At 59.8% G+C, this 26,916-nt stretch carries 26 protein-coding genes and 1 riboswitch; of the genes, 13 read left to right on the plus strand and 13 right to left on the minus strand.

What is annotated here, in order from left to right; translation table 11 throughout:
• Position 1 precedes the first annotated feature (1 nt).
• The 7 genes from Q6A51_RS10260 to madM all read left to right on the plus strand — a co-directional run bounded on the left by Q6A51_RS10260 (position 2) and on the right by madM (position 4,761).
• On the plus strand, positions 2–301 hold the full coding sequence (locus tag Q6A51_RS10260) for a malonate decarboxylase subunit delta (protein WP_221601781.1): 300 nt from the start codon (positions 2–4) through the stop codon (positions 299–301).
• Positions 294–1,145: a biotin-independent malonate decarboxylase subunit beta gene (locus Q6A51_RS10265; RefSeq protein WP_304574732.1), complete on the plus strand. Its 852-nt coding sequence runs from the start codon at positions 294–296 to the stop codon at positions 1,143–1,145. The genes Q6A51_RS10260 and Q6A51_RS10265 overlap by 8 nt, the downstream gene beginning before the upstream one ends.
• The gene (gene mdcE, locus Q6A51_RS10270) at positions 1,142–1,942 is read left to right on the plus strand and encodes a biotin-independent malonate decarboxylase subunit gamma (protein ID WP_304574733.1); all 801 of its coding nucleotides are present in this window, start codon (positions 1,142–1,144) and stop codon (positions 1,940–1,942) included. Before Q6A51_RS10265 ends, mdcE begins: the two co-directional genes overlap by 4 nt.
• Entirely contained in the window at positions 1,936–2,574 is a 639-nt protein-coding gene (locus tag Q6A51_RS10275; RefSeq protein ID WP_304574734.1) for a malonate decarboxylase holo-ACP synthase, read from the plus strand. Before mdcE ends, Q6A51_RS10275 begins: the two co-directional genes overlap by 7 nt.
• Positions 2,571–3,506 carry a malonate decarboxylase subunit epsilon gene (mdcH, locus tag Q6A51_RS10280; protein ID WP_304574735.1) on the plus strand — a complete coding sequence of 312 codons (936 nt, stop codon included), beginning with the start codon at positions 2,571–2,573 and terminating at the stop codon, positions 3,504–3,506. Before Q6A51_RS10275 ends, mdcH begins: the two co-directional genes overlap by 4 nt.
• A 72-nt stretch (positions 3,507–3,578) precedes the next feature.
• Entirely contained in the window at positions 3,579–3,995 is a 417-nt protein-coding gene (gene madL, locus Q6A51_RS10285; RefSeq protein WP_201005168.1) for a malonate transporter subunit MadL, read from the plus strand.
• 1 nt (position 3,996) lies between these two features.
• Positions 3,997–4,761: a malonate transporter subunit MadM gene (madM, locus tag Q6A51_RS10290; RefSeq protein WP_201005167.1), complete on the plus strand. Its 765-nt coding sequence runs from the start codon at positions 3,997–3,999 to the stop codon at positions 4,759–4,761.
• Between the two features lie 99 nt (positions 4,762–4,860).
• On the opposite strand, the gene Q6A51_RS10295 is transcribed toward madM, so the two are convergent.
• Positions 4,861–5,784, minus strand: coding sequence for a LysR family transcriptional regulator (locus tag Q6A51_RS10295; RefSeq protein WP_201018859.1), 924 nt, complete (start codon positions 5,782–5,784; stop codon positions 4,861–4,863).
• A gap of 141 nt (positions 5,785–5,925) precedes the next feature.
• Here Q6A51_RS10295 and trhA point away from each other — a divergent pair, with 141 nt between their 5' ends.
• Positions 5,926–6,540, plus strand: a complete 615-nt coding sequence (gene trhA, locus Q6A51_RS10300; RefSeq protein WP_304574783.1) for a PAQR family membrane homeostasis protein TrhA — start codon at positions 5,926–5,928, stop codon at positions 6,538–6,540.
• 49 nt (positions 6,541–6,589) lie between these two features.
• Here trhA and Q6A51_RS10305 read toward each other — a convergent pair whose 3' ends face one another.
• Positions 6,590–7,309 carry a 16S rRNA (uracil(1498)-N(3))-methyltransferase gene (locus Q6A51_RS10305; RefSeq protein ID WP_304574736.1) on the minus strand — a complete coding sequence of 240 codons (720 nt, stop codon included), beginning with the start codon at positions 7,307–7,309 and terminating at the stop codon, positions 6,590–6,592.
• 191 nt (positions 7,310–7,500) lie between these two features.
• Positions 7,501–8,907 carry an adenosylmethionine--8-amino-7-oxononanoate transaminase gene (locus Q6A51_RS10310; RefSeq protein ID WP_304574737.1) on the minus strand — a complete coding sequence of 469 codons (1,407 nt, stop codon included), beginning with the start codon at positions 8,905–8,907 and terminating at the stop codon, positions 7,501–7,503.
• A gap of 188 nt (positions 8,908–9,095) precedes the next feature.
• On the opposite strand from Q6A51_RS10310, the gene Q6A51_RS10315 reads away from it, so the two are divergent.
• From Q6A51_RS10315 to Q6A51_RS10325, 3 genes are all read left to right on the plus strand, one after another.
• Positions 9,096–10,895 (plus strand): flavin monoamine oxidase family protein, encoded by a 1,800-nt coding sequence (locus tag Q6A51_RS10315; protein ID WP_304574738.1) that lies wholly within the window; start codon positions 9,096–9,098, stop codon positions 10,893–10,895.
• Positions 10,896–11,237: 342 nt separating this feature from the next.
• The gene (locus Q6A51_RS10320) at positions 11,238–11,786 is read left to right on the plus strand and encodes a cytochrome b (RefSeq protein WP_201018855.1); all 549 of its coding nucleotides are present in this window, start codon (positions 11,238–11,240) and stop codon (positions 11,784–11,786) included.
• Between the two features lie 27 nt (positions 11,787–11,813).
• On the plus strand, positions 11,814–12,392 hold the full coding sequence (locus tag Q6A51_RS10325) for a YceI family protein (RefSeq protein ID WP_201018854.1): 579 nt from the start codon (positions 11,814–11,816) through the stop codon (positions 12,390–12,392).
• A gap of 105 nt (positions 12,393–12,497) precedes the next feature.
• Here Q6A51_RS10325 and Q6A51_RS10330 read toward each other — a convergent pair whose 3' ends face one another.
• From Q6A51_RS10330 to ahcY, 3 genes are all read right to left on the minus strand, one after another.
• Entirely contained in the window at positions 12,498–14,387 is a 1,890-nt protein-coding gene (locus tag Q6A51_RS10330) for a DEAD/DEAH box helicase (protein ID WP_304574739.1), read from the minus strand.
• Positions 14,388–14,753: 366 nt separating this feature from the next.
• Entirely contained in the window at positions 14,754–15,599 is an 846-nt protein-coding gene (gene metF / locus Q6A51_RS10335) for a methylenetetrahydrofolate reductase [NAD(P)H] (protein ID WP_201018852.1), read from the minus strand.
• Positions 15,600–15,787: 188 nt separating this feature from the next.
• Entirely contained in the window at positions 15,788–17,197 is a 1,410-nt protein-coding gene (gene ahcY / locus Q6A51_RS10340) for an adenosylhomocysteinase (protein ID WP_304574740.1), read from the minus strand.
• Positions 17,198–17,220: 23 nt separating this feature from the next.
• Positions 17,221–17,325: riboswitch (S-adenosyl-L-homocysteine riboswitch) on the minus strand.
• Between the two features lie 162 nt (positions 17,326–17,487).
• On the opposite strand from ahcY, the gene Q6A51_RS10345 reads away from it, so the two are divergent.
• Entirely contained in the window at positions 17,488–17,886 is a 399-nt protein-coding gene (locus tag Q6A51_RS10345) for an acyl-CoA thioesterase (protein WP_201005147.1), read from the plus strand.
• Between the two features lie 45 nt (positions 17,887–17,931).
• On the opposite strand, the gene otnI is transcribed toward Q6A51_RS10345, so the two are convergent.
• The 7 genes from otnI to Q6A51_RS10380 form a co-directional block, all read right to left on the minus strand.
• A complete protein-coding gene (gene otnI, locus Q6A51_RS10350) occupies positions 17,932–18,711 on the minus strand; it encodes a 2-oxo-tetronate isomerase (protein ID WP_304574741.1) in 780 nt (259 codons plus the stop codon).
• 21 nt (positions 18,712–18,732) lie between these two features.
• Positions 18,733–20,190 (minus strand): GntT/GntP/DsdX family permease, encoded by a 1,458-nt coding sequence (locus Q6A51_RS10355; protein ID WP_201018849.1) that lies wholly within the window; start codon positions 20,188–20,190, stop codon positions 18,733–18,735.
• Between the two features lie 161 nt (positions 20,191–20,351).
• Positions 20,352–20,990: a 3-oxo-tetronate 4-phosphate decarboxylase gene (gene otnC, locus Q6A51_RS10360; RefSeq protein WP_201005141.1), complete on the minus strand. Its 639-nt coding sequence runs from the start codon at positions 20,988–20,990 to the stop codon at positions 20,352–20,354.
• Entirely contained in the window at positions 20,990–22,279 is a 1,290-nt protein-coding gene (gene otnK / locus Q6A51_RS10365; protein WP_304574742.1) for a 3-oxo-tetronate kinase, read from the minus strand. Before otnK ends, otnC begins: the two co-directional genes overlap by 1 nt.
• Positions 22,280–22,289: 10 nt before the next feature.
• Positions 22,290–23,195, minus strand: a complete 906-nt coding sequence (gene ltnD, locus Q6A51_RS10370) for an L-threonate dehydrogenase (RefSeq protein WP_201005139.1) — start codon at positions 23,193–23,195, stop codon at positions 22,290–22,292.
• Between the two features lie 246 nt (positions 23,196–23,441).
• Positions 23,442–24,155 (minus strand): 3'-5' exonuclease, encoded by a 714-nt coding sequence (locus Q6A51_RS10375; RefSeq protein ID WP_304574743.1) that lies wholly within the window; start codon positions 24,153–24,155, stop codon positions 23,442–23,444.
• Entirely contained in the window at positions 24,152–26,086 is a 1,935-nt protein-coding gene (locus Q6A51_RS10380) for a DUF294 nucleotidyltransferase-like domain-containing protein (protein WP_201018846.1), read from the minus strand. Before Q6A51_RS10380 ends, Q6A51_RS10375 begins: the two co-directional genes overlap by 4 nt.
• A gap of 233 nt (positions 26,087–26,319) precedes the next feature.
• Between Q6A51_RS10380 and Q6A51_RS10385 the strand changes: the two genes are divergently transcribed.
• Complete coding sequence (locus Q6A51_RS10385; protein WP_201005136.1) at positions 26,320–26,766, plus strand: response regulator; 447 nt, start codon at positions 26,320–26,322, stop codon at positions 26,764–26,766.
• Positions 26,767–26,916 lie beyond the last annotated feature (150 nt).

Genomic DNA, 26,916 nt, shown 5'->3' on the forward strand with positions numbered 1-26,916 from the left:
CATGGAAACCCTGTCTTTTGAATTTCCTGCCGGGCAGCCGCCCACAGGCCGTGCATTGGTGGGCTGTGTGGGGTCGGGTGACCTGGAAGTGCTGCTGGAGCCGGGCTTGCCGGGCAAGCTGTCGATCCAGGTGGTGACCTCGGTCAATGGTGCATCTGCGCGTTGGCAACATCTGTTCGAGCGCATGTTCGATGGCCAGACACCGCCAGCCCTGAGCATCGATATCCATGATTTCGGTGCGACACCGGGCGTGGTGCGTCTGCGTCTGGAACAAGGTTTCGAGGAGATCGGCCATGACTGATACCGCTCGTTTGCTGAGCCAGCACAGCTTTATCGAACTGGGTGCCCGTCAGCGTGCCCGTGCCTTGCTGGATGCTGGCAGCTTTCGTGAGCTGCTTGATCCTTTCGCTCGCGTCATGTCGCCCTGGCTGGAGCGCCAGGGTGTCGTGCCTCAGGCCGATGATGGTGTTGTGGTCGCCAAGGGCACGGTTGATGGTCGGCCTGTAGTGATTGCGGCCATCGAGGGTGCGTTTCAGGGCGGCAGCATGGGCGAAGTGGGCGGCGCAAAAATGGCCGGAGCACTGGAGCTGGCTGCCGAAGACAACCGCAAGGGCATTCCGACCGCTGCGATTCTGTTGCTGGAAACCGGCGGCGTGCGTTTGCAGGAAGCCAATCTGGGACTGGCAGCGATTGCCGAGATTCATGCGGCGATTGTCGATCTGCGCCAGTACCAGCCTGTGATCGGTGTGGTGGCGGGCAGTGTCGGGTGCTTTGGCGGCATGTCCATCGCGGCAGGCTTGTGCAGCTATTTGCTGGTCACTCAGGAGGCTCGTCTGGGTTTGAATGGCCCGCAGGTGATCGAGCAGGAGGCGGGCATCGAAGAATACGACTCTCGCGACCGGCCGTTTATCTGGAGCCTGACCGGTGGTGATCAACGTTTCGCCAGCGAACTGGTGGATGGTTTTGCTGCTGACGATGTGGCGGATATCCGGCAGCAGGTCAGCGGCTGGCTCAAGCAGGGCGTTCCTGCCGAGCATCGCAGCAGCCAGTACGACCTGTTCCTGCAGCGTCTTTCGCGCCTGGACACCACGCCGCAGATTGACCCGCAGGCGGTGCGCACCCTCTATCAAGGAGCCAAGTCATGAGTGATTCCCCACGTGGTTTGAACTGGTTCAACGCCTTGAGCGCGCAGGCCAGAGAAGTGGTGGGCTTGCCCGCATCGGTGAAGGCCGCGGACGGCAGCCTCGGTAATCGGCCGGTACGTTTTCTGGCCGTAATCGCCGATGCCGACAACCGTTTTCCCCGTGCGCGCAATGGGGAAGTCGGTTTGCTGGAAGGGTGGGGGCTGGCCAAGGCAGTGGACGATGCCATCGAACTGGATCGTCAGGCTGATCACAAACGTGCGTTGATCGCGATTATCGATGTGCCGAGCCAGGCCTATGGCCGCCGCGAGGAAGCCTTGGGGATTCACCAGGCACTGGCGGGTGCCGTGGACAGTTACGCTCGTGCCCGTCTGGCCGGGCATCCAGTGATTGGCCTGCTGGTGGGTAAGGCCATGTCCGGTGCATTCCTGGCCCATGGTTATCAGGCCAATCGGCTGATTGCCCTGCGTGATCCGGGGGTGATGGTGCATGCCATGGGCAAGGCATCCGCCGCCCGTGTGACGCTGCGCAGTGTCGAGGAACTGGAAAAACTCGCCGCCAGCATCCCGCCAATGGCGTACGACATCGACAACTATGCGAGTCTGGGCTTGCTCTGGGAAACCTTGCCGGTCAGCCAGATCGAACAGCCCGGTGCGGATGATCTGGCCAAGGTGCAGAACGTCCTGAGCAGTGCCATCGAGGATGTGCAGCGTAGCGGCACTGACCTGAGCGGTCGTCTGGGGGCCAGCAATCGTGCAGCCTCGTCGACCGTGCGCCAACTGTTGCGGGCTCAGTGGTAATGAATACCCCGCTGACGGTGCTGCCCCATGACTTGTTGTGGGGTATGCCTCTGTCCGACTTGCCTGCGGATGCACCCGACTGGGTGTTTGAAGTGGTCAGCAAGGGTCAGCCCGTGGTGGTGCGCCGTGCGTCGGTAGCAGCGGGGCAGGTGGCGGTGGGTATTCGCGGATCGCTTCGCGAACAGCGCTATGCCACGACCATGCCGTGCTCAGCTATCGAGCGTCATGTGCGCCCTGAGCAACTGACTCATCTTGCCACTGGAAATCCTTGCAATTGGCCTGCGCTGGATGCCTTGCGTCAGGTTCGTCCGGTGATGGATGTATTGGGGTTGAGTTGGGGTGTCAGCGGCAGTGCGGGCTTTGAACTGGCCAGTGGTTTTTCGGCACTGCATCAGGGCAGCGATCTGGATCTGATTCTGCGCACGCCGCAGTTTGTGAGTCGCGGCTGGGCGGCCGAACTGGTGGAGGCGCTGGAAACAGCGACCTGCCGGGTCGATGTCCAACTGCAACTGGCTGATGGGGCGGTGGCGTTGCGTGAGTGGGCCGGGGCTTCCCGTCAGGTTCTGCTCAAAAGCTCGACAGAGGCCCGACTGGTCAGCGATCCATGGCAGCCGCCAAGGATGTGCGCATGAGCAGCTTCTGGGTGTTTCCCGGTCAGGGCGCGCAACAGGCGGGCATGTTGCACCAGTTGCCGGACTCGCCCGTGGTGCGTGATTGCCTGCGCGAAGCTGCCGAGGTGCTGGATGAGGATGTACTGCGGCTTGACCACGCCGACGCGCTGCAATCGACCCGTGCTGTTCAGCTTTGTCTGTTGATCGCCGGAGTGGCTTATGCCCGAGTGTTGCAACAACTCGGTTGTCAGCCGGATTACGTCGCAGGCTTGTCGATTGGCGCTTATCCGGCAGCCGTAGTCGCCAATGCGTTGGCTTTCGAGGATGCGCTTCGGCTGGTGGCCTTGCGGGGTGAGTTGATGCAGAACGCCTACCCCGAAGGCTATGGCATGACTGCCATTATCGGGCTGGATCAGGCCTGCATCGAGGCATCGATTGCTCAGGTTCACAGCCAGGATTCGCCGGTGTTTCTGGCCAATATCAACGCCGAGAACCAATGCGTCATTGCAGGCAGCAGCCAGGCGATGGAACGGGTCGGTCGTCTGGCAAAAGAGGCCGGTGCAGCCGCCGTCAAACGGCTGGCCGTGAGCGTGCCGTCCCATTGCGCTCTGCTGGAAGAGCCTGCGCAGGTGTTGGCCAAGGCATTCGCCAGCGTCCGGCTTGAGGTGCCCAAAGTGCGTTACCTCAGCGGCAGTACGGCGCGCCCCATCGTGAATGCTGAAAAGCTGCGTGATGACCTGACTTTCAACATGTGCCGTGTCATCGACTGGCGCAGCACCGTGCAGACCTCCTACGAGCGCGGCGTGCGGCTACAGATCGAATTACCGCCTGGCACCGTGCTGACGGGGCTGGCGCGCAAGGTGTTCGAACAAGGAACGGCAGTCGCCTTTCAAGGCGCTCGCCTGGACAGTCTGGTCGCGTTGTCGCGAGAGGAGGGAACCCGCAATCCATAGAAATGCTGAGTGCAATGCTGCTGCGAAGGACAAAAACAACAACTTCGGCAACGCAATTGAGGAATAACAACAATGATTATCTACGGTGTAGCTCTGCTGGCTATTTGCACTCTTTCGGGGGTGATTCTCGGTGACATGCTCGGCGTTCTGCTGGGCGTCAAATCCAATGTGGGCGGTGTCGGTATCGCCATGATCCTGTTGATCTGCGCCCGCCTGTGGATGCAGAAAAACGGCGGCATGAGCAAGGACTGCGAAATGGGCGTCGGCTTCTGGGGCGCGATGTACATTCCAGTGGTGGTGGCCATGGCCGCTCAACAAAACGTGGTGACTGCACTCAAGGGCGGACCTGTCGCCGTGCTGGCAGCCATCGGTTCGGTGGTGCTGTGTGCCTGCACCATTGCGTTGATCAGCCGTACCAATCGGGGTGAGCCGCTGCCCAAGGAAGAGCCGGACGTGATCCCGACTGCAACGCCTGTGGGAGGTCGCTGATATGTGGGATCTCATCGAGAAAGGTCTTGAACACAACGGTCTGATTACAGCCTTCGCTTTCGTTGGCGTGATCATGTGGATTTCGGTCATTCTGTCCAAACGGCTGACCTTTGGACGAGTGCATGGCTCGGCCATTGCGATTGTCATCGGCCTGATCCTGGCCTGGGTTGGCGGCACGTTGACCGGCGGGCAAAAGGGCCTGGCTGATATGGCGCTGTTCTCCGGGATCGGCCTGATGGGTGGTGCGATGCTGCGCGACTTCGCCATCGTTGCCACGGCGTTCGAGGTGCAGGCCACCGAGGCGCGCAAGGCCGGCATGATCGGCGCGGTTGCGCTGTTTCTGGGCACCATCCTGCCGTTCATTGTCGGGGCGAGCATTGCCTGGGTATTTGGTTATCGCGACGCAATCAGCATGACCACCATCGGCGCGGGCGCGGTCACCTACATCGTCGGCCCGGTGACAGGCGCTGCGCTTGGGGCGTCCTCGGATGTCATGGCCTTGTCCATCGCCACCGGTTTGATCAAGGCGATTCTGGTGATGGTCGGAACACCGATGGCCGCACGCTGGATGGGCCTGGACAACCCGCGCTCGGCAATGGTCTTCGGCGGCCTGGCCGGAACCGTCAGCGGCGTGACCGCCGGCCTTGCTGCGACCGACCGGCGTCTGGTGCCTTATGGCGCCTTGACCGCTACCTTCCACACCGGGCTGGGCTGCCTGCTCGGGCCGTCATTGCTGTACTTCATCGTGCGGGCCATTGTGGGATAGGGCGTTGGAGCGGCAAGCTGCAAGCTTTAAGCTTCAAGTCAAAAGCTTGCAGCTTGCAGCTTGCAGCTTGCAGCTCCGCCTCCGCGAATAAATTCGCTCCTACGCGATATTGGTCAGGCGGTTTGTATACATCCGGCATTCGGCAATCAGTGCCAGCAGGTTCGGGTCCCGCTCTCTGGATTTGAGAAACACCAGGCCGATGTGCTGTTGCATGCGATAGCGTTCCTGCAGCGGGATCAGTCGCACGCGGTTTTCATACACGGCTGCGATGCGGCCCGGCAGCAGGGCGTAACCCACGCCTGAGCTGACCATGCTCAGCAGTGTGAAGATGTCGTTCACCTGCATCGCCACCTTGGGCTCGAACCCCGCCTGTTGAAATACCCGCACACCGTCGCGGTGGGTGGCGAAGCCTTGGGTCAGGGTAATGAAGGTCGATTCGTACAGGTCGCTCAGGTCCACTTCCTGATGCTGGGAGAAGGGCGAGTCGGCAGGTACGGCGAGGAAGATATCGTCGGAAAACAGCGGCAGATGCTCGCAGTCCGGGTCATTGAGGCTTTCATCCAGCGAGACCAGCATCGCATCGACTTCCATGTTCTTGAGCTTGTAGAACAGGTCGATGTTCGAGCCCAGAATCAGGTCGATATTCAGTTCGCTGCGGCGGATCTTCAGGCCCATGATTAGCTGCGGAATGGTCTTGACCGTCAGGGAGTACAGCGCGCCAAGCTTGAAACGTGCGGCTGAGAAACCGGCCGCCTGGCGGGTCATTTCGACGGTGGTCAGCACGTCCTGAATCAGCTTCTGTGCGCGCTCTTCCAGCACGTAGGCGCTTTCCAGTGGCGTCAGGTTACGGCCTTCATGTTTGAACAGCGGGCAGCGCAGGGCGCTTTCCAGCGAATGAATGGCGCGATGCACGCTGACATTGCTGGTCTGCAATTCCGCCGCAGCCCGCGCCAGATTGCCTGTGCGCATGAAGGCCAGGAAGATTTCCAGTTTTTTCAGGGTTAGCTCGTCATCGATCTGCATGTCGTGGCGCTTGTTGTTGGTGTGCGTTGATTGTGCCTGACCCTGAAGACGATGACTGCTGCAAATATCTGCATTGCGCTTTACATCAATAACCGGGAGCCTCTACAACAGCTGTTTCGTGTAGTCAGAGGTAACGTGCGGATGTACTACGGAGAAAAATTCAACGCTTGGTCACATCTGGTAGGCGCGATATTGGCGGCGGCCGGCGCCATCTGGTTACTGGTGATGGCGAGTCTGCACGGCGATATCTGGAAGGTTGTCAGCATGGCGATCTACGGGGTGTGCCTGGTGATTCTGTACAGCGTCTCGACGGTGTATCACAGCGTTCGCGGGCGGGCTAAGGCCATTATGCAGAAGGTCGATCATTTTTCGATCTATCTGATGATTGCGGGCAGCTACACGCCGTTCTGCCTGGTTACATTGCGAGGTCCGTGGGGCTGGAGTCTGTTCGGAGTCGTCTGGGGGCTGGCGTTGATCGGCATCCTGCAGGAAATCAAACCACGTTCAGAAGCCCGGATCATGTCCATCGTGATCTATGCCGTGATGGGCTGGATCGTGCTGGTGGCGGTCAAGCCATTGCTGGCTGCGCTGGGGCTGGCGGGCTTTATATGGCTTGCCGGTGGCGGAGTGCTGTACACCGTCGGCATCATCTTTTTCGTGTTTGACCATATTCGCCACTGGCACGGGATCTGGCACCTGTTCGTGATTGCCGGAAGCCTGATGCACTTCGTCGCCATCTGGTTCTACGTGCTGTAGGAGCGAATTCATTCGCGAAAGGTCGCGAATAAATTCGCCCCTACCGGATTTAAAAATCCCCCCACAGCTGCTGCGCTACGCTCAGCGCAACCACCGGCGCTGTCTCGGTGCGTAGCACGCGCGGGCCCAGGCGTGCGGCGTGGAAGCCTGCTTCCCTGGCCTGTTCGACTTCGGCGTCGTTCAAGCCGCCTTCAGGGCCGATCAGGAAGGCCAGGGTCGTCGGCTTTTCGTGGCTGGTCAGGGCTTCGGCGACCGGATGCAGGACCAGCTTGAGGTCTGCTTCGGTGCGTTTGAGCCAGTCGGCCAGAGGCATCGGTGGATGAATCACTGGCACCACGGAGCGGCCGCATTGTTCACAGGCACTGATTGCAATCTGTTGCCAGTGCGCCTGGCGCTTTTCAGCGCGTTCGTCCTTGAGGCGCACTTCGCAGCGCTCGCTGACGATGGGGGTGATTTCCGTGACGCCCAGCTCTGTGGCTTTCTGGATCGCCCAGTCCATACGTTCGCCACGAGACAGGCCCTGGCCCAGATGAATACGCAGCGGCGATTCGATCTGCCCGGCGAGGCTTTCAGTGAGCTGGACGCGCACGCGCTTCTTGCCGACTTCCACCAGCGTGCCGAGAAACTCCGTGCCCGAGCCATCGAACAGTTGCAGCGCATCGCCCTCGACCATGCGCAGTACGCGACTGATGTAGTGTGCCTGGGCCTCGGGCAATTCGTGTTCGCCGAGGCTCAAGGTGGCGTCGATGAAGAAGCGGGACAGTCTCATGGTGGTTCTCTGGGTGATTGTTTTTTAACAAGTGCAGTGTGTGGCTTTCGGGGATGAATCCCCCCGTCATCAAACAAAACAGGAATTTCCGTAGGAGCGAATTCATTCGCGAAGGGCCGGTACATCCCATACAAATTCACTGCCTTGAATGACGTCTCGCGAATAAATTCGCTCCTACCGTTTAACGGGTTTTAACCGGGGTCACGAAAATCCGGATGGAAATTCTCGCGCACGGCCACGCTGATACTGCTGCGGGTAGCGATGTCGATGCCTTCGCTGGCGACTTCGGCCAGGAAGTCGATCTGCTCGGGTGTGATCACGTACGGCGGCAGGAAGTACACCACGCTGCCCAGCGGCCTCAACAGCGCACCGCGCTCCAGAGCGTGCTGGAAAACCTGCAGGCCTCGGCGCTCCTGCCACGGGTAAGCGGTTTTGGTCGCTTTGTCCTGGACCATTTCGATGGCCAGTGCCATGCCGGTCTGGCGCACTTCGGCTACATGCGGGTGATCCACCAGATGCGCGGTGGCCGTGGCCATGCGTTGTGCCAGCGCCTTGTTGTTCTCGATGACATTGTCCTGCTCGAAGATATCGAGGGTCGCCAATGCTGCCGCACACGCCAGCGGGTTGCCGGTGTAGCTGTGGGAGTGCAGGAAGGCGCGAAGCGTCGGGTAGTCGTCGTAGAAGGCGTCGTACACTTCGTCTGTGGTCAGGCAGGCGGCCAGTGGCAGATAACCGCCGGTCAGGGCCTTGGACAGGCACAGGAAGTCCGGGCGGATGCCGGCCTGTTCACAGGCAAACATGCTGCCGGTACGGCCGAAGCCCACGGCGATTTCATCGTGAATCAGATGCACGCCATAACGATCACAGGCCTCGCGCAGCAGCTTGAGATAGATCGGGTGATACATGCGCATGCCGCCCGCGCCCTGAATCAACGGCTCGACGATGACCGCTGCAACGCTGTCGTGATGCTCGGCCAGGGTCTGTTCCATGGCCGCGAACATGTTGCGCGAGTGTTCTTCCCAGCTCATGCCTTGTGGCCGGTGGTAGCAGTCCGGGCTCGGCACTTTGATGGTGTCCATCAGCAGCGCTTTATAGGTTTCGGTGAACAATGGCACGTCGCCTACCGACATCGCGGCCATGGTTTCGCCGTGATAGCTGTTGGTCAGGGTCACGAAGCGTTTCTTGTCCGGCTGGCCGCGATTGAGCCAGTAGTGAAAGCTCATTTTCAGCGCGACTTCGATACAGGACGAGCCATTATCGGCGTAGAAGCAGCGTGTAAGGCCTTCGGGAGTAAGCTTGACCAGCCGCTCGGACAGCTCGATCACCGGTTGATGGCTGAAGCCTGCGAGAATCACATGCTCCAGTTGGTCGACCTGATCCTTGATCCGCTGGTTGATGCGGGGGTTGGCGTGGCCGAACACGTTGACCCACCAGGAACTGACGGCATCCAGATAACGCTTGCCTTCAAAGTCTTCCAGCCAGACGCCTTCGCCGCGTTTGATCGGAATCAGTGGCAGGTTTTCGTGATCTTTCATCTGCGTGCAGGGGTGCCACAGGACCTTGAGGTCGCGTTGCATCCACTGGTCATTCAGGCCCATTTGCAATCTCCGGGTAGCGGCTCGCATGACGCGAGGGCGAACAATCGCGCAAGCCTATGCAATGCCTGGCCGTGGGACAACCATTTGTATCGTATAGAACATCGCTGGCGGGCATTTTATGGCTGGCGTATGCTGCGCGCCTCTTCGTTGTTTTTAGCAATTTCCCCACGTTTTTCGGAGTTCACGGAATGCTTTCTGGGTGGCTGCGCGCGTGTGCGCTGGTAGTGATAGGGCTGGTCAGCGTTTCGACGCTTGCGAATGAAAAACAACGTACAGCCATTGTCGTCGGAGGCGGGCTGGCAGGCCTGACGGCGGCTTATGAGTTGCAGAACAAAGGCTGGCAGGTGACGCTGCTGGAGGCCAGGGCCAATATTGGCGGCCGTTCGGGGCTTGCCACCAGCGAGTGGATCGGCAATGCCAAGGCGCAGCCGGTTCTGAACCGTTATCTGGACAGCTTCAAGATCCAGAGCGTGCCAGCTCCTGAGTTTGTGCGGACGCCCGGTTATCTGATCGACGGTGTGCATTTCACCCAGGCCGATCTGGCGCTCAAGCAACCGGCAACCGCCGAGGCCATCAAGCGCTACGAGGAGACGCTGGACAACCTGGCACGCTCCATCGAGAACCCTGAAAACCCGGCCGCCAACAGCACGCTGTTCGCTCTGGATCAGATCAACGTGTCCAACTGGCTGGATCGTCTGAACCTGCCCGCGACGGCGCGGCAGTTGATCAATCAGCAGATCCGTACTCGCTATGACGAGCCTTCGCGTCTGTCGCTGCTGTATTTTGCCCAGCAGTCGCGGGTTTACCGCGCAGTGGATGAGCGCGATCAGCGCGCTGCACGTCTGCCGGGTGGCAGCGTGGTGCTGGCCCAGGCTTTCGTCAAACAGCTCAAGACCATCAAGACCAGCTCTCCGGTATCGGCCATCGTGCAGGACAAGGACGGCGTAACGGTCAAGGTCGGCGCAGTCGGTTACAGCGCCGACTACGTGGTGCTGGCCGTGCCTTTGCGCTCGCTGAGCAATATTCAGATGACGCCTGCGCTGGATGCCCAGCACATGGGCGCCCTCAAGGGCACCAACTATGGCTGGCGCGACCAGATCATGCTCAAGTTCAAGACGCCGGTCTGGGACAGCAAGGCGCGCATGTCGGGCGAGATCTTCAGCAATACCGGCCTGGGCATGCTGTGGATCGAGCCAGCACTCAAGGGCGGCGCCAATGTGGTGATCAACCTGTCTGGCGACAATGCCCGGATCATGCAGGCGTTTGGCGACAAGCAACTGGTCGATCAGGTACTGATCCGCTTGCACACGTTTTATCCACAGGCGCGTGGTGCCTACACCGGCTATGAAATCCGTCGTTACAGCGTCGATCCTTCAACAGGCGGTTCTTACCTGGCCTTTGGCCCCGGTCAGATCAGCAAGTACTGGCGTCTGTGGGAAAAGCCCGTGCAGCGTGTAGCTTTTGCGGGTGAACACACTGACGCTCTGTATCCCGGCACGCTGGAAGGCGCTCTGCGCAGCGGTCAGCGTGCAGCCAGTCAGGTACAGGATCTGGCGGCGGGCAAGTCGTTCGAGCCGGTCAAGGTGGTTCCGCCAGTGGCACCTGCCCCGGCTGTGAAGAAGTCGGAAGGTGGCTTCTTCAGCAATCTGTTCGGTTTTGGCGATTCTTCCGACAAGGCTGCTGAAAAACCTGCCGAGAAGGCGGTCGAGAAAGCCCCCGAGCCAGCTCCAGCTCCGCTTCCGGCGCCTGTGCCTGTCGCTCCGGTGGTTGCGCCGGTGGCCGAACCTGCCAAGGCCCCTGCGAAAGTCGAGCCTGCCAAGAAGGCTCCGGCCAAGGCTGAACCAGCCAGGAAAGCACCTGCCAAGGAAGCTGTGAAAAAAGAGGCCGCCAAGAAAGAGGCTGTGAAGGAAAAGGCACCTGCCAAACCGGCCACGGCTCCGAAAGCACCGGCTAAAACCGAAGCAGCACCGGCTGACGTCAAGAACTGACCCAGCCATCGCTGACAGGAAGGGCGCGGATAAACACCGCGCCCTTTTTTTATGTGCGGTGAATTCGTTCTTTATCAGCCTGTGCAGAGGAACTTTCGTAATAGTGCCGTTCATCGCCATCGAAATGCCGACGGTCATGGCACAGTGTTACTGAGTGTGATTTATCGAGATGCTGCGTCAGCGGAACAGCCTGCGGTCGTCGAAAAGGACCCAGGTGGAAAATCGAAAGGTAGAGGGTAGAAAAATATTCATCGTATTTTTCGATAGTTCAGAGCGAAATTTTGCGCTTTCATTCGATAGATAAAAAGCTAGTCTGGTAACACTTATTACAGGGTATTTGCGATGCAGTTACGTAATTCATCCTCTCGCTACGGTCTGGTCGGCATGGTGCTGCATTGGGGTGTAGCGGTTGTAGTCTTCGGGTTGTTTGCGCTTGGGCTATGGATGGTGGGACTGGATTATTACGATACCTGGCGCAAGGCCGGGCCCGATCTGCACAAGAGCATCGGTATCACACTGTTTGCAGTGATGCTGTTCCGTGTGGTCTGGCGCCTGCTCAGCCCGCCGCCTCCACCATTGGCCAGCTACAGTAAGCTGACGCGCATTGGTGCTGCATTTGGTCACTTGTTTCTGTATGTCGTTCTGTTTGCTGTGATGTTCGCCGGTTACCTGATTTCCACCGCCGACGGCGTGGGGATTCCGGTTTTCGGTTTGTTCGAGGTGCCAGCGCTGGTCAGTGGCCTTCCCGAACAGGCGGAAACGGCGGGCTGGATTCATCTTTATCTGGCATGGCTCATCGTGGTTTTTGCGGGGTTCCATGGCCTGGCTGCACTGAAACACCACTTCATCGATCGCGATGTGACCCTCAAGCGTATGCTGGGTCGTAACTGATTGTTCAACCAAAACGGGAATAAAAGCATGTTGAAGAAGTCTCTCGCCGCTCTGGCTCTGGGTACCGCTCTGTTGTCTGCCGGTCAGGCGATGGCTGCTGATTACGTGATCGACAAGGAAGGCCAGCACGCTTTCATCGACTTCAAGATCAGCCACCTGGGCTACAGCTTCATCCACGGCACGTTCAAGGACTGGGACGGTACTTTCAGCTTCGACGCTGCCAAGCCTGAAGCCAGCAAGATCGCTGTCGAACTGAAAACCGCCAGCCTGTTCACCAACCATGCCGAGCGCGACAAGCACATCCTCAGCAAGGACTTCCTGGACGCTGGCAAATACCCTGAAGCCAAGTTCGTTTCCACCAGCGTCAAATCCACCGGCGCGAAAACCGCTGACGTCACTGGCGACCTGACCCTGCACGGCGTCACCAAGCCAATCGTGATCAAGGCTACCTTCAACGGCGAAGGCAAGGATCCATGGGGCGGCTACCGTGCCGGCTTCAACGGTACCAGCACTCTGAACCTGAACGACTTCGGCATCAAAGGCCCAGGTCCGACTTCTCAGACGCTGGACCTGGACATCACCCTCGAAGGTGTCCAGAAGAAGTAAGCGCTGTCTGATCGACGGAACGCCGACCTTGTGTCGGCGTTCCTGTTTTAGCCACATACAAAAACGCCCCGAACCAGTCGGGGCGTTTCTGTTTCAGCCGTGCCGTCAGCTATCGCGGTTGCGAGTCAGCAGGGCCGGTTTTTCACCGCGTGGGCGGCTTGGCAACTGATCGAGCTGCTCGGCAGAAGGGAACCGGTCGATTTTCGATTCCTTGTGCACGATTTTCGGCTGCGGCTGCTGGCCTTCACGCTGGCTGCGAACTGCCGGTTCCTGACGAGGCTGATCGTCACGTGCCGGGCGGCGATTACGCGGTTGGCCGTCACGGGCACCACCACTGCGCGGGCCGGAACCCGAGCCAGTGCGTTTGGCGGGTGCGCCGCCGGTGCCGGCTCCGCTGCCTGAGCTGCGTGGGTTGCCCGGGCGGCCTGAGCCTTGCGGACGTCCGGCGCCAGCGGGTGTTGCGCCCGGAGCGGCAGGCGCTCCAGGACGGCGGCCGCGACCCTGATTCTTGCCTTGATAAGGGCTTACATAGTCAGCGCGGTTACCGAAGTTATCCACTTCGTCATCCAGGAACTCGTCAGGTGCGCGATCGGACGATGGACGTGGCGGTTGCGACTGACGCTGTTCGCGTGGCGTGCCTTCGCGAGGTTTTCTTTCCCGCGGCTGGCGTGCCGGACGTTCGCCGGAAGCTGCGGCCGCAGGTTTTTCCTTGCCTTTGTCCTTGCCCTTGTCGCGACGGCCGCCGTTGTTGCTGCTCTTTTCGCCTTCACCGCGTGGAGCACGAGGCGCACGCGGATTACGAACATCCGGACGCTCGCGAACTTCAGGCTTTTCGGCCTCGACGGCATTGATATCGAAGCCCATCAGATCGCCGTCAGGGATTTTCTGACGGGTCATGCGCTCGATGCTTTTGAGCAGCTTCTCTTCGTCCGGCGCGACCAGCGAGATCGCCTCGCCGGTACGGCCCGCACGGCCGGTACGACCGATACGGTGAACGTAGTCTTCATCGACGTTAGGCAGCTCGAAGTTGACCACGTGTGGCAACTGGTCGATATCCAGGCCGCGGGCGGCGATATCGGTGGCGACCATGATCCGCACTTCGCCTGCCTTGAAGTCGGCCAGGGCTTTGGTACGGGCATTCTGGCTCTTGTTGCCGTGGATCGCGACAGCGCTGAGGCCGTGCTTGTCCAGGTACTCGGCCAGACGGTTGGCGCCGTGCTTGGTGCGGGTGAAAACCAGCACCTGCTCCCACGCGCCCTGAGTGATCAGGTGCGCCAGCAGCGAGCGCTTGTGGTTGGCTGGCAGACGGAAAACCCGTTGCTCGATACGCTCGACCGTGGTGTTCGGTGGCGTGACTTCGATGCGCTCCGGGTTGTGCAGCAACTTGCCAGCCAGGGCGGTAATGTCGTTGGAGAACGTCGCCGAGAACAGCAGGTTCTGGCGCTTGGCAGGCAGGCGGGCAAGTACCTTTTTCACGTCATGGACGAAACCCATGTCGAGCATCCGGTCTGCTTCATCGAGCACCAGGATTTCAACGTGGGACAGGTCGACGCTGCCTTGGCCGGCCAGGTCGAGCAGGCGGCCAGGGCAGGCCACCAGCACGTCCACGCCACGGGCCATGGCCTGGACCTGCGGGTTCATGCCGACGCCGCCGAAGATGCAGGCGCTGACGAACTTCAGATCGCGGGCATAGATCTTGAAGCTGTCGTGGACCTGGGCAGCCAGCTCGCGGGTTGGGGTCAGGACCAGAACGCGGGGTTGGCGCGGGCCGTGACGCTGGGATTTGTCCGGATGACCGTTGGGGAACAACCGCTCCAGAATCGGGAGGGCGAAGCCACCGGTTTTACCAGTACCTGTCTGTGCCGCAACCATGAGGTCGCGACCTTGCAACACGGCGGGGATGGCCCGCTGTTGCACCGGAGTAGGCTGGGTATAGCCCGCTGCCTCGATAGCGCGGACTAAAGCCTCGGAGAGACCGAGGGAAGCAAAGGACATGAGTAATCCTGTTCTGTTGGAGCTTGAGCTCAAGGGATAGTCTGCCTGGCGCGAATGACGTTCAGGTCTTGTAGAAGCGGCCAATCGCTTGATTGCCGGCCTTGTGTACAGAGACTGAGAAGACGCGATCCCGTCCGGTCCTGCAGGGTCTTTGATTCATCTCGTGTCATCGGCGCGGGTTGGAAATGCGCTGTTTTCGTGATCGAGATGGCTTCTGCAAGACCGAGCGTCCGGGCGTAAGCCTGGCGGGAAGGCTGGAGTATAACAGAGCAAACGCGCTGCGCTGCTTTCATGCTGCCCAACGGTTTTTGCTGCAGGATCTTTCGGACATCGATTGCCGAAAGACCCTGCCTGGAGAATACCCTGTCAGCGTGGCAGCTTCAGGTTGTTCCAGATGGCCAGGCTTGGTTCTGCCTGGTTGAGCGTGTAGAAGTGCAGACCCGGTGCGCCGCCTTCGAGCAGGCGCTCGCACATTTCGGTGATGACTTGCTCACCGAAGGCCTGGATGCTCTGGATATCGTCACCATAGGCTTCCAGCTGTTTGCGGACCCAGCGCGGAATTTCCGCACCGCAGGCATCCGAGAAACGGGCCAGTTTGCTGTAGTTGGTGATAGGCATGATGCCCGGCACGATCGGCAGGTTCACACCCTTCTTCTGTACGCGCTCCAGAAAGTGGAAGTAGCTGTCGGCGTTGAAGAAGTACTGGGTGATCGCGCTGTCGGCACCGGCCTTGGCCTTGTGGACGAAGTTTTTCACGTCGTCGTCGAAGTTGTGGGCCTGGGGATGCATCTCCGGGTACGCCGCCACTTCGATATGGAAGTGACCGCCGGTTTCTTCACGAATGAAGGACACCAGGTCACTGGCGTAACGAAGTTCACCGCTGGCCATGCCCATACCGGATGGCAGGTCACCGCGCAGGGCGACGATACGCTTGATCCCGGCATTCTTGTACTGGGTCAGCAGCTCGCGCAATTGGGCTTTGCTGTCGCCAACGCACGACAGGTGCGGTGCCGCAGGGATTCTGACTTCGTTTTCCAGTTGCAGCACGGTGTTGATCGTGCGGTCACGGGTGGAGCCACCGGCACCATAGGTGCAGGAGAAAAAATCCGGGTTGTAGCTGGCCAGCTGACGCGCAACGGTCAGCAGCTTTTCATGCCCAGCGTCGGTCTTGGTCGGGAAGAACTCGAAGCTGAAACGGCGGTCTTGGGACATGGTGGAGGGAGCCTCCAGCGGCAAGCTTCAAGCTCCAAGCTGCAAGAGGGCTGTGCGCCTGTCTCAAGAGTCTGGAGCTTACAGCTCACGGCTGCATGAATAGCGATAAAAGGAGCAGGCTTCAGGCCCGGGCAGCAAGCAAACGGAATGCTTTTACTTGCTGCCTGTGGCTTGCAGCTTGCCGCTACTTAGTAACGATATGCGTGTGGCTTGAACGGACCTTCGACGGTCACGCCGATGTAGTCGGCCTGTGTCCTGGTCAGTTTGGTCACGACGCCGCCGAAGCCGCGGACCATTTCCAGGGCCACTTCTTCGTCGAGTTTCTTCGGCAGTACTTCAACGGTCAGGCGCTCTGCTTTCTGGGCAGGCGACAGGTCGGCGTACTTCTGGCCGAACAGGAAGATCTGTGCCAGAACCTGGTTGGCGAACGAGCCGTCCATGATGCGGCTTGGGTGACCTGTGGCGTTGCCCAGGTTAACCAGACGGCCTTCGGCCAGCAGGATCAGGTAGTCATCGTTCTGTGGATCGAAAGTGCCAGCGCCGGTGCGGTGGATCTTGTGAACCTGTGGCTTCACTTCTTCCCATGCCCAGTTCTTGCGCATGAAAGCAGTGTCGATTTCGTTGTCGAAGTGACCGATGTTGCAGACCACAGCGCGCTTTTTCAGCGCCTTGAGCATGTTCGCGTCGCAGACGTTGACGTTGCCGGTGGTGGTCACGATCAGGTCGATCTTGCCCAGCAGGGCCTTGTCGATGCTGGCTTCGGTGCCGTCGTTTTCGCCGTCGATGAACGGGGAAACCACTTCGAAACCGTCCATGCAGGCTTGCATGGCGCAGATCGGATCGACTTCGGTGACCTTGACGATCATGCCTTCCTGACGCAGGGACTGAGCCGAGCCCTTGCCCACGTCACCGTAACCGATGACCAGCGCCTGCTTGCCGGACAGCAGGTGGTCAGTGCCGCGCTTGATGGCGTCGTTCAGGCTGTGACGGCAGCCGTACTTGTTGTCGTTCTTGCTCTTGGTGACCGAGTCGTTGACGTTGATGGCCGGGATTTTCAGTTCGCCCTTGGCCAGCATGTCCAGCAGGCGGTGTACGCCAGTGGTGGTTTCTTCGGTCACGCCATGGATGCGATCCAGCATCTGTGGGTATTTCTTGTGCAGGATCTCGGTCAGGTCGCCGCCGTCGTCGAGGATCATGTTGGCGTCCCATGGCTGGCCATCTTTCAGGATGGTCTGCTCGATGCACCACTCGTATTCTTCTTCGGTTTCGCCTTTCCAGGCGAACACAGGAATGCCGGCAGCGGCGATTGCGGCAGCGGCCTGATCCTGGGTGGAGAAAATGTTGCACGACGACCAGCGAACTTCAGCGCCCAGTGCGACCAGTGTTTCGATCAGCACGGCAGTCTGGATGGTCATGTGGATGCAGCCGAGGATCTTCGCGCCCTTGAGCGGTTGCTCACCGGCGTACTTGCGGCGCAGACCCATCAGGGCAGGCATTTCGGATTCGGCGATGATGGTTTCGCGACGGCCCCAGGCTGCCAGGGAAATATCGGCTACCTTGAAATCGTTGAATTCTGCAGGCGTGATTACAGCACTCATTGAGAGTCTCCATTCCATAAAAATGCGAATGGGCGCCGTTGTGCGTTTAAGGCTTGACCAGTGGACCGGTCAAACAACGCCCCATCCGAGCCTGACAGGGAAAACCTGCTGCAGCGCCCCTCGGACAGGTGGCGGGAACGGTATCAAGCGAAGATGACCGTTTTGAAACGGGTGGCAGTATAGCTGTGCTGGCGATTCTTCCCAAGGTTTTCTATCAGTGAAATCCCAGGCTTCGGGTTTTTAGGTATGCTGCCATGAAGGCATCCATTGGCAGTCGCTCAGGAGTGAATATGAATTTCCACACCCGCAAGTGGGTCAAGCCCGAAGACCTCAACCCCAACGGTACGTTATTCGGCGGTAGCCTGTTGCGCTGGATCGATGAAGAGGCTGCAATCTATGCCATCGTCCAGTTGGGCAATCAGCGTGTAGTGACCAAGTACATTTCTGAAATCAACTTTGTCAGCGCTTCGCGCCAGGGCGACATCATTGAATTGGGGATTACCGCCACCGAGTTCGGGCGGACGTCGATTACCCTGACCTGTGAAGTCCGTAACAAGATCACCCGCAAGAGCATTCTGACGGTAGAGAAGATGGTGTTCGTCAATCTGGGCGACGATGGATTGCCTGCGCCCCATGGCCGTACTGAAATCCGCTATATCAAGGACCAGTTCGACATAGCAGAAGAGTAATAAGGAAGCGTCCTGCCTCAAACGCTGAGGCAGGACGGCAAGCGATCAGCCCTGCAATTGGCGTAGCCACGCCAGGCCTTCGCTGGTATCGCCCTTCGGACGATATTCGCAACCGATCCAGCCTTTATAGCCCAACTGGTCGATCACCTCGAACAGGTGCGCGTAGTTCAGCTCGCCAAGGTCCGGTTCATGACGATCCGGCACACCTGCGATCTGGATGTGGCCAATCCCTGCAAAATCGCGGCGCAGCTTGGCTGTCAGATCACCTTCGACGATCTGGCAGTGGTAGCAGTCGAACTGAACCTTGAGATTGTCGGCGCCCACCTGGCGGCAAATCTCCTGCGCCTGATCCTGGCGGTTGAGGAAGAAGCCAGGCATGTCGCGGGTGTTGATCGGCTCGATCAGCACGGTCACTCCGGCAGTTCTGGCCTGTTCAGCCGCGAATGCCAGGTTCTCCAGATACACCGCCTGATGGCGTTGACGCAGGTTCTCGTCTGGCAGCAGGCCTGCCATGACGTGAATCCGGTCATTGCCCAGGACCTGGGCATATTCCAGCGCACGTTCGATGCCGCTGCGAAACTCCGCTTCACGGCCCGGCAAGGTGGCGATGCCTCGTTCACCGGCAGCCCAGTCTCCGGGTGGAGCATTGAACAGCGCCTGCACCAGACCGTTGTCGCTCAGGCGTTGCTTGAGCTCCTGCGGACTGTAGTCGTAGGGGAACAGATACTCGACCGCGCCGAAACCATCGGCAGCGGCTGCGGCGAAGCGCTCAAGGAAGTCATGCTGTGGGTACAGCATGCTGAGGTTGGCGGCAAAACGAGGCATGTTAACTCCAGTCTTTAAAGGTCAGACGAATGGCCAAAGCAGCAGGGTCAGGACGAAGCCCAATGTACCCAGCAGCGTGACCAGTACGGTCCAGGTGCGCAAGCCGTCGGCAACGTTCAGGCCCGCCAGCTTGGTGAACATCCAGTAGCCCGCATCGTTGATGTGCGACATGGCAAGACCGCCACCGCCCATGGCCAGGCAAAGCAGGGCCAGGTGGTTGGCGCTCAGGTCGAGCGTAGCGATCAGCGGGCTGAGAATACCGGCAGTAGTCACCAGCGCCACAGTGGTGGAGCCTTGAACGGCACGCAACAGCAAGGTCAGCAGAAAGCCCAGAGCCAGAACCGGCAGGCCGGTATTGCGCAGGGCTTCGGAAACCACCGCGCCAATCCCGGTATCGACCAGCACTTTACCGAACACACCACCGGCACCGGCGATCAGGATCACCATGGCTACGCCCGGCAATGCCGAACCGATCACATCCGATACCTGGGAACGGCTCCAGCCACGACGCGAACCCAGCAGCCAGGCGCACAGCAGGGTATCGATCAACAGGGCAACCAGAGGCGCGCCCAATACGGTCAGCACGCTGCGCAGGGTTGAGGTCACAGGCAACATGGTGGTGGCCAGCGTACCCAGCAGGATCAGGATGATAGGCAGCAGAATCAGGGCAATGATCAGGCCGAAACCCGGTGCAGGCGCTGGCGGCAGTTTGCTTGCAAGGCTGCTGGCGCTTTCTTCGCCACCCAGTGTCCTGGCCTGAGTCGCTTCGCGAACGGTGGAATAGTCGTTGCGCGCCCAGGCTTCGAGGTCTTCGTTGGTGACGTGCGGGCCGTAGACTTCGCTGCGGATATCGTCGGTCATCGGGTAGGTCTTGCGGGTCATGCGCCCGGCGACGAAGTAGCCGATGATGCACAGCACCGCGACCATCGGAATGCCCAGCATCAGTACACGACCCAGGTCTGCGCCCAACTGGCTGGCAGCGGCGACGGCACCCGGATGTGGTGGCAGGAATGCATGCACGGCCAGCAATGCGGCGCACATCGGCAAGGCGAAGATCAGCAACGGCTTACGTGCGGCCCGTGCCACGCCGTAGGCCAGTGGCATAAGGATGATCACGCCAACCTCGAAGAACACTGGAATGCCGACCATGAAACCGGCAACCGTCAGCGCCAGTGGTGTGCGCTTGTTACCGAAGCGCTCGATCAGCGTCTTGGCCAGTGCTTCGGCACCTCCCGACAGTTCGATGATGCGCCCGATCATCGCGCCCAGGGCAATGATGATCGCGATATGACCAAGGGTCTTGCCCATGCCGCCTTCGATGGTCGCGACCAGATCGGCCGGTTTAACCCCGGCGACCAGCGCCACGATGATGCTGACCAGCATCAGGGCAACGAAAGGCTGGAATTTGTATTTGAGAACCAGGAACAGCAGCAGCGCGATACCTGCGCCCGCGATGGCCATCAACATGAAGGGAGTCATGCCCGTGTACTCCCGCAAGGAGTGAGCGAGACAAACGCTGAGCAATAGCTGACAAAAGCGAGATAGGGGTGATTCATGCTCTTGAGTCCTGTTGTTATTGTCTTTGGTGGTGCCGTAGTCGATCGAGAGTCGAGGAACGACTCCCGATCAATGCTTGCGAATTACCACTTCGCGCCGAAAACCTGACGCAGCTCTTCAAGGGCGGCGGGTTCCAGTGGCGCAGGCTTGGGGTTGGTCATCAGCCACAGGCGAGCGGTTTCTTCGAGTTCTTCCAGGGCATAGCAGGCCTTTGCGACCGAGCTTTCCCAGACCACCGGGCCCAGTCGTTCCAGCATCACGCCGCGCACACTGTTGGCCAGTTGCGCGACGCGCTCGGCGACTTTCGGGGAGCCTGGACGTTCGTAGCCAATCAGCGGGATATGCCCGACTTTCATCACCTGATACGGCGTCAATGGCGGCAGGATGTCGTCTTCTTTCCAGACGCCAGCCAGTGTCAGAGCGACCAGATGCGTCGAGTGGGTATGCACCACGCCGCCCACTTCAGGGTTGCGGTCATAGACCTCGCGATGCAGGGCCAGGGTCTTGGACGGCTTGTTGCCGGACACCCATTCACCCGCCAGATTGACCTTGGCGATATCCGCCGGGTCCAGACGGCCCAGGCAGGCGTCGGTCGGGGTGATCAGCCAACCGTCATCAAGGCGGGCGCTGATGTTGCCGGCGCTGCCGACCGTGTAGCCACGGCCATAAAGCAGCCTGCCGACATCGCAGATTTCTTCGCGCAGGGCTTTTTCGCTGCTCATCAAGCTTCTCCTGCCAGTTGCTTGAGGGCTTTGGCGAAGAAGTCACGGGCACCGAAGTTGCCGGACTTGAGTGCCAGCGCCAGCGGTTGTGCGCCGTTGCTGACTGTCGCCGGAACGCCCGGATCGATCTGTGCGCCGATCTGCAACAATTGCACGCCCAGTGCCTGGACGACTGCGCCGGAGGTTTCGCCACCGGCGACGACAAAGCGACGTACACCCGACTCCAGCAAGCCTTTGGCGATCTGGCCCAGCGCCTCCTCGACCATGGCACCGGAGCGCTCGACGCCCAGTTCCTTTTGCACGGCCTTGACTTCGTCCGGCGTGCTGGTGGCGTAGATCAGAACGGTTTGCCCGGCATTACGGGCGAACGCCAGTGCCTGCTCGACCACCGGCTTGCCAGCCGCGAGGTCCAGCGGATTGATGCGCAGGGCAGGACGGTTGCCTTCCAGCCAGGCCGCGACCTGACCATTGGTGGCCACCGAAGCGCTGCCTGCCAGGACGACTTCGCCACCGCTGACTGCGGCCTGTTTTGCAGCATCGATATCGCGCAGCTTGCCTGCCTTGCGGAAGTTGCCCGGCAGGCCCAGCGCCAGGCCTGAGCCACCGGTCAGCAACGGCAGGTCGGCACAGGCTTCGCCCAGCACATACAGATCGGCATCGGAGACGGCATCGGCAATTGCCATGCCCACGCCGTCGGCGCGCAGTTCGGCGATCTTGCTGCGTACGGCGTCCACGCCCTTGGCGACGGTGTCGTAGCGCAACAGGCCGACTTTCTTGCTGGTCTGCTCTTGCAGGACACGCACCAGATTGGCGTCGGTCATTGGGGTCAGCGGGTGGTTCTGCATGCCCGATTCGTTGAGCAGTTGATCCTGCACGAACAGATGGCCACGGAAGATGGTGCGACCGTTTTCCGGGAAGGCCGGGCAGGCCAGGGTGAAATCGCTGTTGAGCTTTGCCAGCAGAGCTTCGCTGACCTGGCCGATATTGCCAGCGGCAGTCGAGTCGAAGGTCGAGCAGTACTTGAAGAAAATTTGTTCGCAGCCGCGCTCGCGCAGCCACTCCAGAGCGGCCAGGGATTCTTCCACGGCTTCGGCTGTTGGCGTGGTACGTGATTTGAGGGCAATCACGATGGCGTCGGCATCAAGACCGGCAGCCATTTCAGCGCTCGGGATACCGATGCTTTGCACAGTGCGCATACCGCCGCGGACCAGCATGTTGGCCAGGTCCGTGGCGCCGGTGAAGTCATCGGCGATGCAGCCCAGCAACGGGCGGGAGGAGGTCAGAGTCATGGGGCGCTCCTCAGGCTTGTTCTGGTTTGGCTTTTGGCAGTTCGATGCCCGGGAAGATCTTGATCACTGCCGAGTCATCCTCGCGACCGAAACCGGCGCTGGAAGCCTGCATGAACATTTGATGAGCAGTGGCCGACAGTGGCAGCGGGAATTTGCTGGTGCGTGCGGTATCCAGGACCAGGCCCAGATCCTTGACGAAAATGTCCACCGCCGAGAGCGGTGTGTAATCCGCCTTGAGGATGTGTGGCACACGGTTCTCGAACATCCACGAGTTACCGGCGCTGTTGGTGATCACTTCGTACAGGGCGTCTGCATCGACACCTTCGCGCAGGCCCAGGGCCATGGCTTCGGCACTTGCCGCGATGTGTACGCCAGCCAGCAACTGGTTGATGATTTTGACTTTCGAGCCCAGGCCATGCACGTCGCCCAGACGGTAGACCTTGCCCGCCATGCCGTTGAGCACGGCTTCTGCCTTGGCGTAGGACTCTGCCGGGCCTGAGGTCATCATGGTCATCTGGCCGGCAGCCGCCTTGGCTGCGCCGCCGGAGATCGGAGCATCGAGGTACAGTAGGCCTTGATCGACCAGACGCTGGCCCAGTTCGACGGCGAAGGTTGGAGCAACGGTGGCACAGCCGATGACCAGGCTGCCGGGGCGCAGTGCGCCGATGGCGCCGTTCTCGCCAAAGAGGACTGTTTCAGTCTGTTCGGCGTTGACCACGACAGTGATGATCACATCGCAGGCGGCAGCCATGCTGGCAGGCGAGTCGCAGGCAACACCACCTTCCTGGGCGAACGCTTCGGTCACGCTGGTGCGCACATCGCAGGCATGCACATTGAAGCCATTGCGCAGCAGCGAGCGGGCAATGCCCAGACCCATGGCACCCAGGCCGATAACGCCAACATTCTTCGTAGTCATGAAGCAATCCTCAAGTCTGTGCCGATGCCTGTTGAGCCAGCAAACGGACGATATTGTTCTGATCTGTGAATCTGATAGTGGATCAGTGAGTGAATAATGTGAAGTATTTTTTGTTTTTAACAAAAGTTCACATCGAAAAAGCGTCGCGGGCAAGCCCTCCCCCCACATTGGAATGATGATGTGTGGGAGGGGGCTTGCCCGCGACGACAGAATTTCAGGTGCTGAAGGAAGGGGTGATGCGAGGAATTAAAACGAATGGTTCTGCTTGCGCCTGCGCCATTGACCCAGGGATTCCTCCAGGCGGGCGGGGCTGTCGATGCCCTGGCGGCGTGCATGGCTGAACAGGATCAAGGCCAGTTCAGCCGTGACCAGTGCGTCGGCGCTGGCATGGTGGCGCTCTTCGGCGTGCAGTCCGAAAAAGTTCGTCCAGTCGTCCAGCCCGGCCTGACGCAGGTTTGCGTCCGGGCAGAGCATCGGGGCGATATCTGCGACATCGAAGAACGGGTGCTGTAAGCGATAGTCCAGGCTGTCTCTCAGGGCGCGGGACAGCATGTGCTGGTCGAACGGTGCGTGGAAAGCCAGCACCGGGCTTGAGCCCGCGAACTCCAGAAAGTCCAGAAAAGCCTCGACCGGCTCGCTACCGGCCGCAATGGTACTGGGCGCCAGGCCATGAATAAGCACAGCCGGGCTGACTTTGTGATCGACGCGCAGAATCGTGCGCTCGAACTGCTGGCCAAGGTCGATGGCGCCATCCTCGATCACCACAGCGCCGATGGACAGAACCTGATCGCGGTTCATGTTCAGGCCGCTGGTTTCCAGATCAAGCACAACCCAGCGCTGTTTGCGCAACGGTTGATCACTGAGCTTAGCGAAGGCGGGCAGTTCTGCCAGACGCTGCAATTGATGGCTGTCCAGAGGTGTCTTTTTCGGGCGCGGTCGTAACCACTCAAACAGATTCATAGTTGATAACGCATGGTCAGGCTGGTTTGCAGGCGTTGAGCCTGTCGGAATGACTCGCGCAGAATGCGACGGTCCAGATGGTTCAGGGTGTCAGGGTCGATGCGGTTGGAGTACGGCAGATTCTGGCGGCTTTGCAGTTGATGTTGCAGCATGCGGGTCTGTTGAATGAAGTGGTAAGCCTCTTCATAGGCGGCACCGTCCAGCGGGTCGATGACCTCGCGTTCCACCAGTTGGCGCAGTCGCTCCAGCGTGTTGTTGGCACCGATGCCATTGGCCAGCGCGAGCAGTCTGGCACCATCGACAAACGGCGTCAGGCCTTCAGTCTTGAGGTCCAGAGTGTCCTTGTCGCTGCCCTTGCGTGCCAGCACGAAGTCCTTGAAACGCCCGACCGGCGGGCGCTGTCGCAGGGCATTGTCGGCCATCATGCGCTGGAACAGGCGGTTGTCCGCAACCTGATCGAGGATGCCGCGACGCAATTGTTCACACCCGGCTTCGTCGCCCCAGACCACCCGCAGATCGAAGTAGATGCTCGATGCCAGCAGGTTTTCCGGTGTGGCTTCGCGAATGAAGGCCGAGAAGCGTCTGGACCATTCGCTGCGTGACAGGCACAGCTCGGGATTACTGGCCATGATATTGCCTTTACACAGGCTGAAGCCGCACTGGGCAAGGCTCTGGTTGATACGCTCGGCGATGGGCAGCAACAGCGCGCGTATTTCCGCTGCCTGCGCGGCATCACTGGCTTCAAACAGGATTCCGTTGTCCTGATCGGTGTGCAGCGTCTGTTCACGCCGTCCTTCGCTGCCGAAGCACAGCCAACTGAAAGGCACGCCGGGATCGCCTTTCTCTTCCAGGGTCAGTTCGATGACCCGGCATACGGTGTGGTCGTTGAGCAGGGTAATGATCTGGGTGATCTGGGTTGAAGAGGCGCCGTGAGCCAGCATCCGGTCGACCAGTTGCACAATATCGCCGCGCAGATTGGTCAGAGCCTCGATCCGTGGTGCATTACGGATGGTACGCGCCAGATGCACCAGGTCCACACGTTGCAGGGAAAACAGATCGCGCTCTGACACTACGCCGCACAAGCGTCCACTCTTGACCAGGCAGACATGGGCTATGTGGCGGCCGGTCATGGCGATGGCGGCATCGAAGGCGCTGGCGTCGGGGCTCAGGTGAAACGGCGCCGGGCTCATGGTGTGCTTGATCGCCTGGCTGAAGTCGACATTGACGTCGGCCACGGCTTCGCGCAAATCGCGTAGCGTGAAGATGCCCAGTGGTGCCTGCTGCTCATCGACTATCACGATGCTGCCCACTTGCTGCTCGTGCATCATTTTCACAGCTTCGCGCATCGGTGTTTCTGGGCTGCACATCACCGGATGGCGCATGGCCAATTCGCCAAGGCGGGTATTCAGGGAATATTGAGTGCCCAGGGTTTCCACGGCGCGTTGCTGGACTTGATGGTTGACCTGATCCAGCAGGCTGCTGACCCCGCGCAAGGCGAAGTCCCGGAAGGTGGTGGACAGTGCAAACAGCTTGATGAATGCCTGTTTGTTCAGTTGCAGGCAAAAAGTATCTTCGGCTGCCAGATGTTCGGTACGTGTTGCCCGTTCGCCCAACAGAGCCGCCAGCGGGAAGCATTCTCCGGTGGTGATTTCAAAGGTGGTTTCGGTGCCGCCTTTGGCCGAATGTGGTCGTTCCCCTACCACTCGCCCTTGCTTAACGATATAAAAGTGCTCTACTGGACCATCGGCTGGCTTGATGATGCTCTCGTCGCTGGCGTAAAAACGTAGCTGACACTGTTCAACCAGGTACGCAAGATGGGCGTTTTCCATCTGATTGAACGGCGGGAATTTTTGCAGGAACTGCATGGTGCCGTGAATGTTCTGCAACACCGCTGTCTTGCCTGCCTGGGTGAAAGCGTCGGCTTTGCTCATGACCGTCTACCGCGTTTTTGTTATTGGTGGTCATGGTCGGCCGCTTCCGTCGCAGTGCCCATTGGACGTAAGTCTTACGCTGTGGGTAGTGCTCCGGTGCCGGGGTTCTTGTAGAACAGTTTTGACGAACGCATGGGATCGCGCTCGAATATCCGGCTGGGAAGCCTTTGAAGTGCGCCGCAGGTTTAACCTGATCTGCTGTCAGAATTAGTCCAGGGAATGATGAGACGGTAATGAGTGACCACGACATCTTGAGCGATGAAGAGCGTGATGCCCTTACAGAGGTCATGCTCCAGCCCAATCGTGATTTGCCGCAGCGTGTGCTGATCGTCGACGACGACAGCGATGCTCGCGAGTTGCTGGCCGAGATTCTTAGTCTCAATGACATCAGTTGCATGACGGCCGGTGGTGGCAATAGCGCCATGGAGCTGCTTGAAACCAAGCAGTCCATAGGCCTGTTGATCACCGATCTGCGCATGGCGCCTTGCGACGGGCTTGACCTGATCCGCCAGGTCCGCGATTCCGAACGCGCCGCCTTGCCGATCATCATCGTTTCAGGCGATGCCAACGTGCGCGATGCCATCGATGCCATGCACTTGAGCGTGGTGGACTTCCTGCTCAAGCCGCTCAATACCAAGCAGCTTGTGCGGTTGGTGAAGCGTGAGCTGGGGATGACCTGAGCCTGAAGTCGCTCCCTGCGCGTAGGAGAGATTGAGCTGCAAGCTCTAAGCTTCAAGCTGCAAGAAAAAGCGGGTGGTGTACGCGCTGTGCTCTTAACTTGCCGCTTGTAGCTTGAGGCTTAGAGCTTTCGCGACTTCAGTCGCGAAAAC

This window comes from Pseudomonas serbiensis, from assembly GCF_030580745.1.
Classification (GTDB): Bacteria; Pseudomonadota; Gammaproteobacteria; order Pseudomonadales; family Pseudomonadaceae; genus Aquipseudomonas; species Aquipseudomonas serbiensis.

Bases quoted from the DNA above. Each gene is read 5' to 3' on its own strand.
- Q6A51_RS10260 (WP_221601781.1), top strand. From the start codon at position 2: ATGGAAACCCTGTCTTTTGAATTTCCTGCCGGGCAGCCGCCCACAGGC.
- Q6A51_RS10265 (WP_304574732.1), top strand. From the start codon at position 294: ATGACTGATACCGCTCGTTTGCTGAGCCAGCACAGCTTTATCGAACTG.
- mdcE (WP_304574733.1), top strand. From the start codon at position 1,142: ATGAGTGATTCCCCACGTGGTTTGAACTGGTTCAACGCCTTGAGCGCG.
- mdcH (WP_304574735.1), top strand. From the start codon at position 2,571: ATGAGCAGCTTCTGGGTGTTTCCCGGTCAGGGCGCGCAACAGGCGGGC.
- madL (WP_201005168.1), top strand. From the start codon at position 3,579: ATGATTATCTACGGTGTAGCTCTGCTGGCTATTTGCACTCTTTCGGGG.
- madM (WP_201005167.1), top strand. From the start codon at position 3,997: ATGTGGGATCTCATCGAGAAAGGTCTTGAACACAACGGTCTGATTACA.
- Q6A51_RS10295 (WP_201018859.1), bottom strand. From the start codon at position 5,784: ATGCAGATCGATGACGAGCTAACCCTGAAAAAACTGGAAATCTTCCTG.
- trhA (WP_304574783.1), top strand. From the start codon at position 5,926: ATGTACTACGGAGAAAAATTCAACGCTTGGTCACATCTGGTAGGCGCG.
- Q6A51_RS10305 (WP_304574736.1), bottom strand. From the start codon at position 7,309: ATGAGACTGTCCCGCTTCTTCATCGACGCCACCTTGAGCCTCGGCGAA.
- Q6A51_RS10310 (WP_304574737.1), bottom strand. From the start codon at position 8,907: ATGGGCCTGAATGACCAGTGGATGCAACGCGACCTCAAGGTCCTGTGG.
- Q6A51_RS10315 (WP_304574738.1), top strand. From the start codon at position 9,096: ATGCTTTCTGGGTGGCTGCGCGCGTGTGCGCTGGTAGTGATAGGGCTG.
- Q6A51_RS10320 (WP_201018855.1), top strand. From the start codon at position 11,238: ATGCAGTTACGTAATTCATCCTCTCGCTACGGTCTGGTCGGCATGGTG.
- Q6A51_RS10325 (WP_201018854.1), top strand. From the start codon at position 11,814: ATGTTGAAGAAGTCTCTCGCCGCTCTGGCTCTGGGTACCGCTCTGTTG.
- Q6A51_RS10330 (WP_304574739.1), bottom strand. From the start codon at position 14,387: ATGTCCTTTGCTTCCCTCGGTCTCTCCGAGGCTTTAGTCCGCGCTATC.
- metF (WP_201018852.1), bottom strand. From the start codon at position 15,599: ATGTCCCAAGACCGCCGTTTCAGCTTCGAGTTCTTCCCGACCAAGACC.
- ahcY (WP_304574740.1), bottom strand. From the start codon at position 17,197: ATGAGTGCTGTAATCACGCCTGCAGAATTCAACGATTTCAAGGTAGCC.
- Q6A51_RS10345 (WP_201005147.1), top strand. From the start codon at position 17,488: ATGAATTTCCACACCCGCAAGTGGGTCAAGCCCGAAGACCTCAACCCC.
- otnI (WP_304574741.1), bottom strand. From the start codon at position 18,711: ATGCCTCGTTTTGCCGCCAACCTCAGCATGCTGTACCCACAGCATGAC.
- Q6A51_RS10355 (WP_201018849.1), bottom strand. From the start codon at position 20,190: ATGACTCCCTTCATGTTGATGGCCATCGCGGGCGCAGGTATCGCGCTG.
- otnC (WP_201005141.1), bottom strand. From the start codon at position 20,990: ATGAGCAGCGAAAAAGCCCTGCGCGAAGAAATCTGCGATGTCGGCAGG.
- otnK (WP_304574742.1), bottom strand. From the start codon at position 22,279: ATGACTCTGACCTCCTCCCGCCCGTTGCTGGGCTGCATCGCCGATGAC.
- ltnD (WP_201005139.1), bottom strand. From the start codon at position 23,195: ATGACTACGAAGAATGTTGGCGTTATCGGCCTGGGTGCCATGGGTCTG.
- Q6A51_RS10375 (WP_304574743.1), bottom strand. From the start codon at position 24,155: ATGAATCTGTTTGAGTGGTTACGACCGCGCCCGAAAAAGACACCTCTG.
- Q6A51_RS10380 (WP_201018846.1), bottom strand. From the start codon at position 26,086: ATGAGCAAAGCCGACGCTTTCACCCAGGCAGGCAAGACAGCGGTGTTG.
- Q6A51_RS10385 (WP_201005136.1), top strand. From the start codon at position 26,320: ATGAGTGACCACGACATCTTGAGCGATGAAGAGCGTGATGCCCTTACA.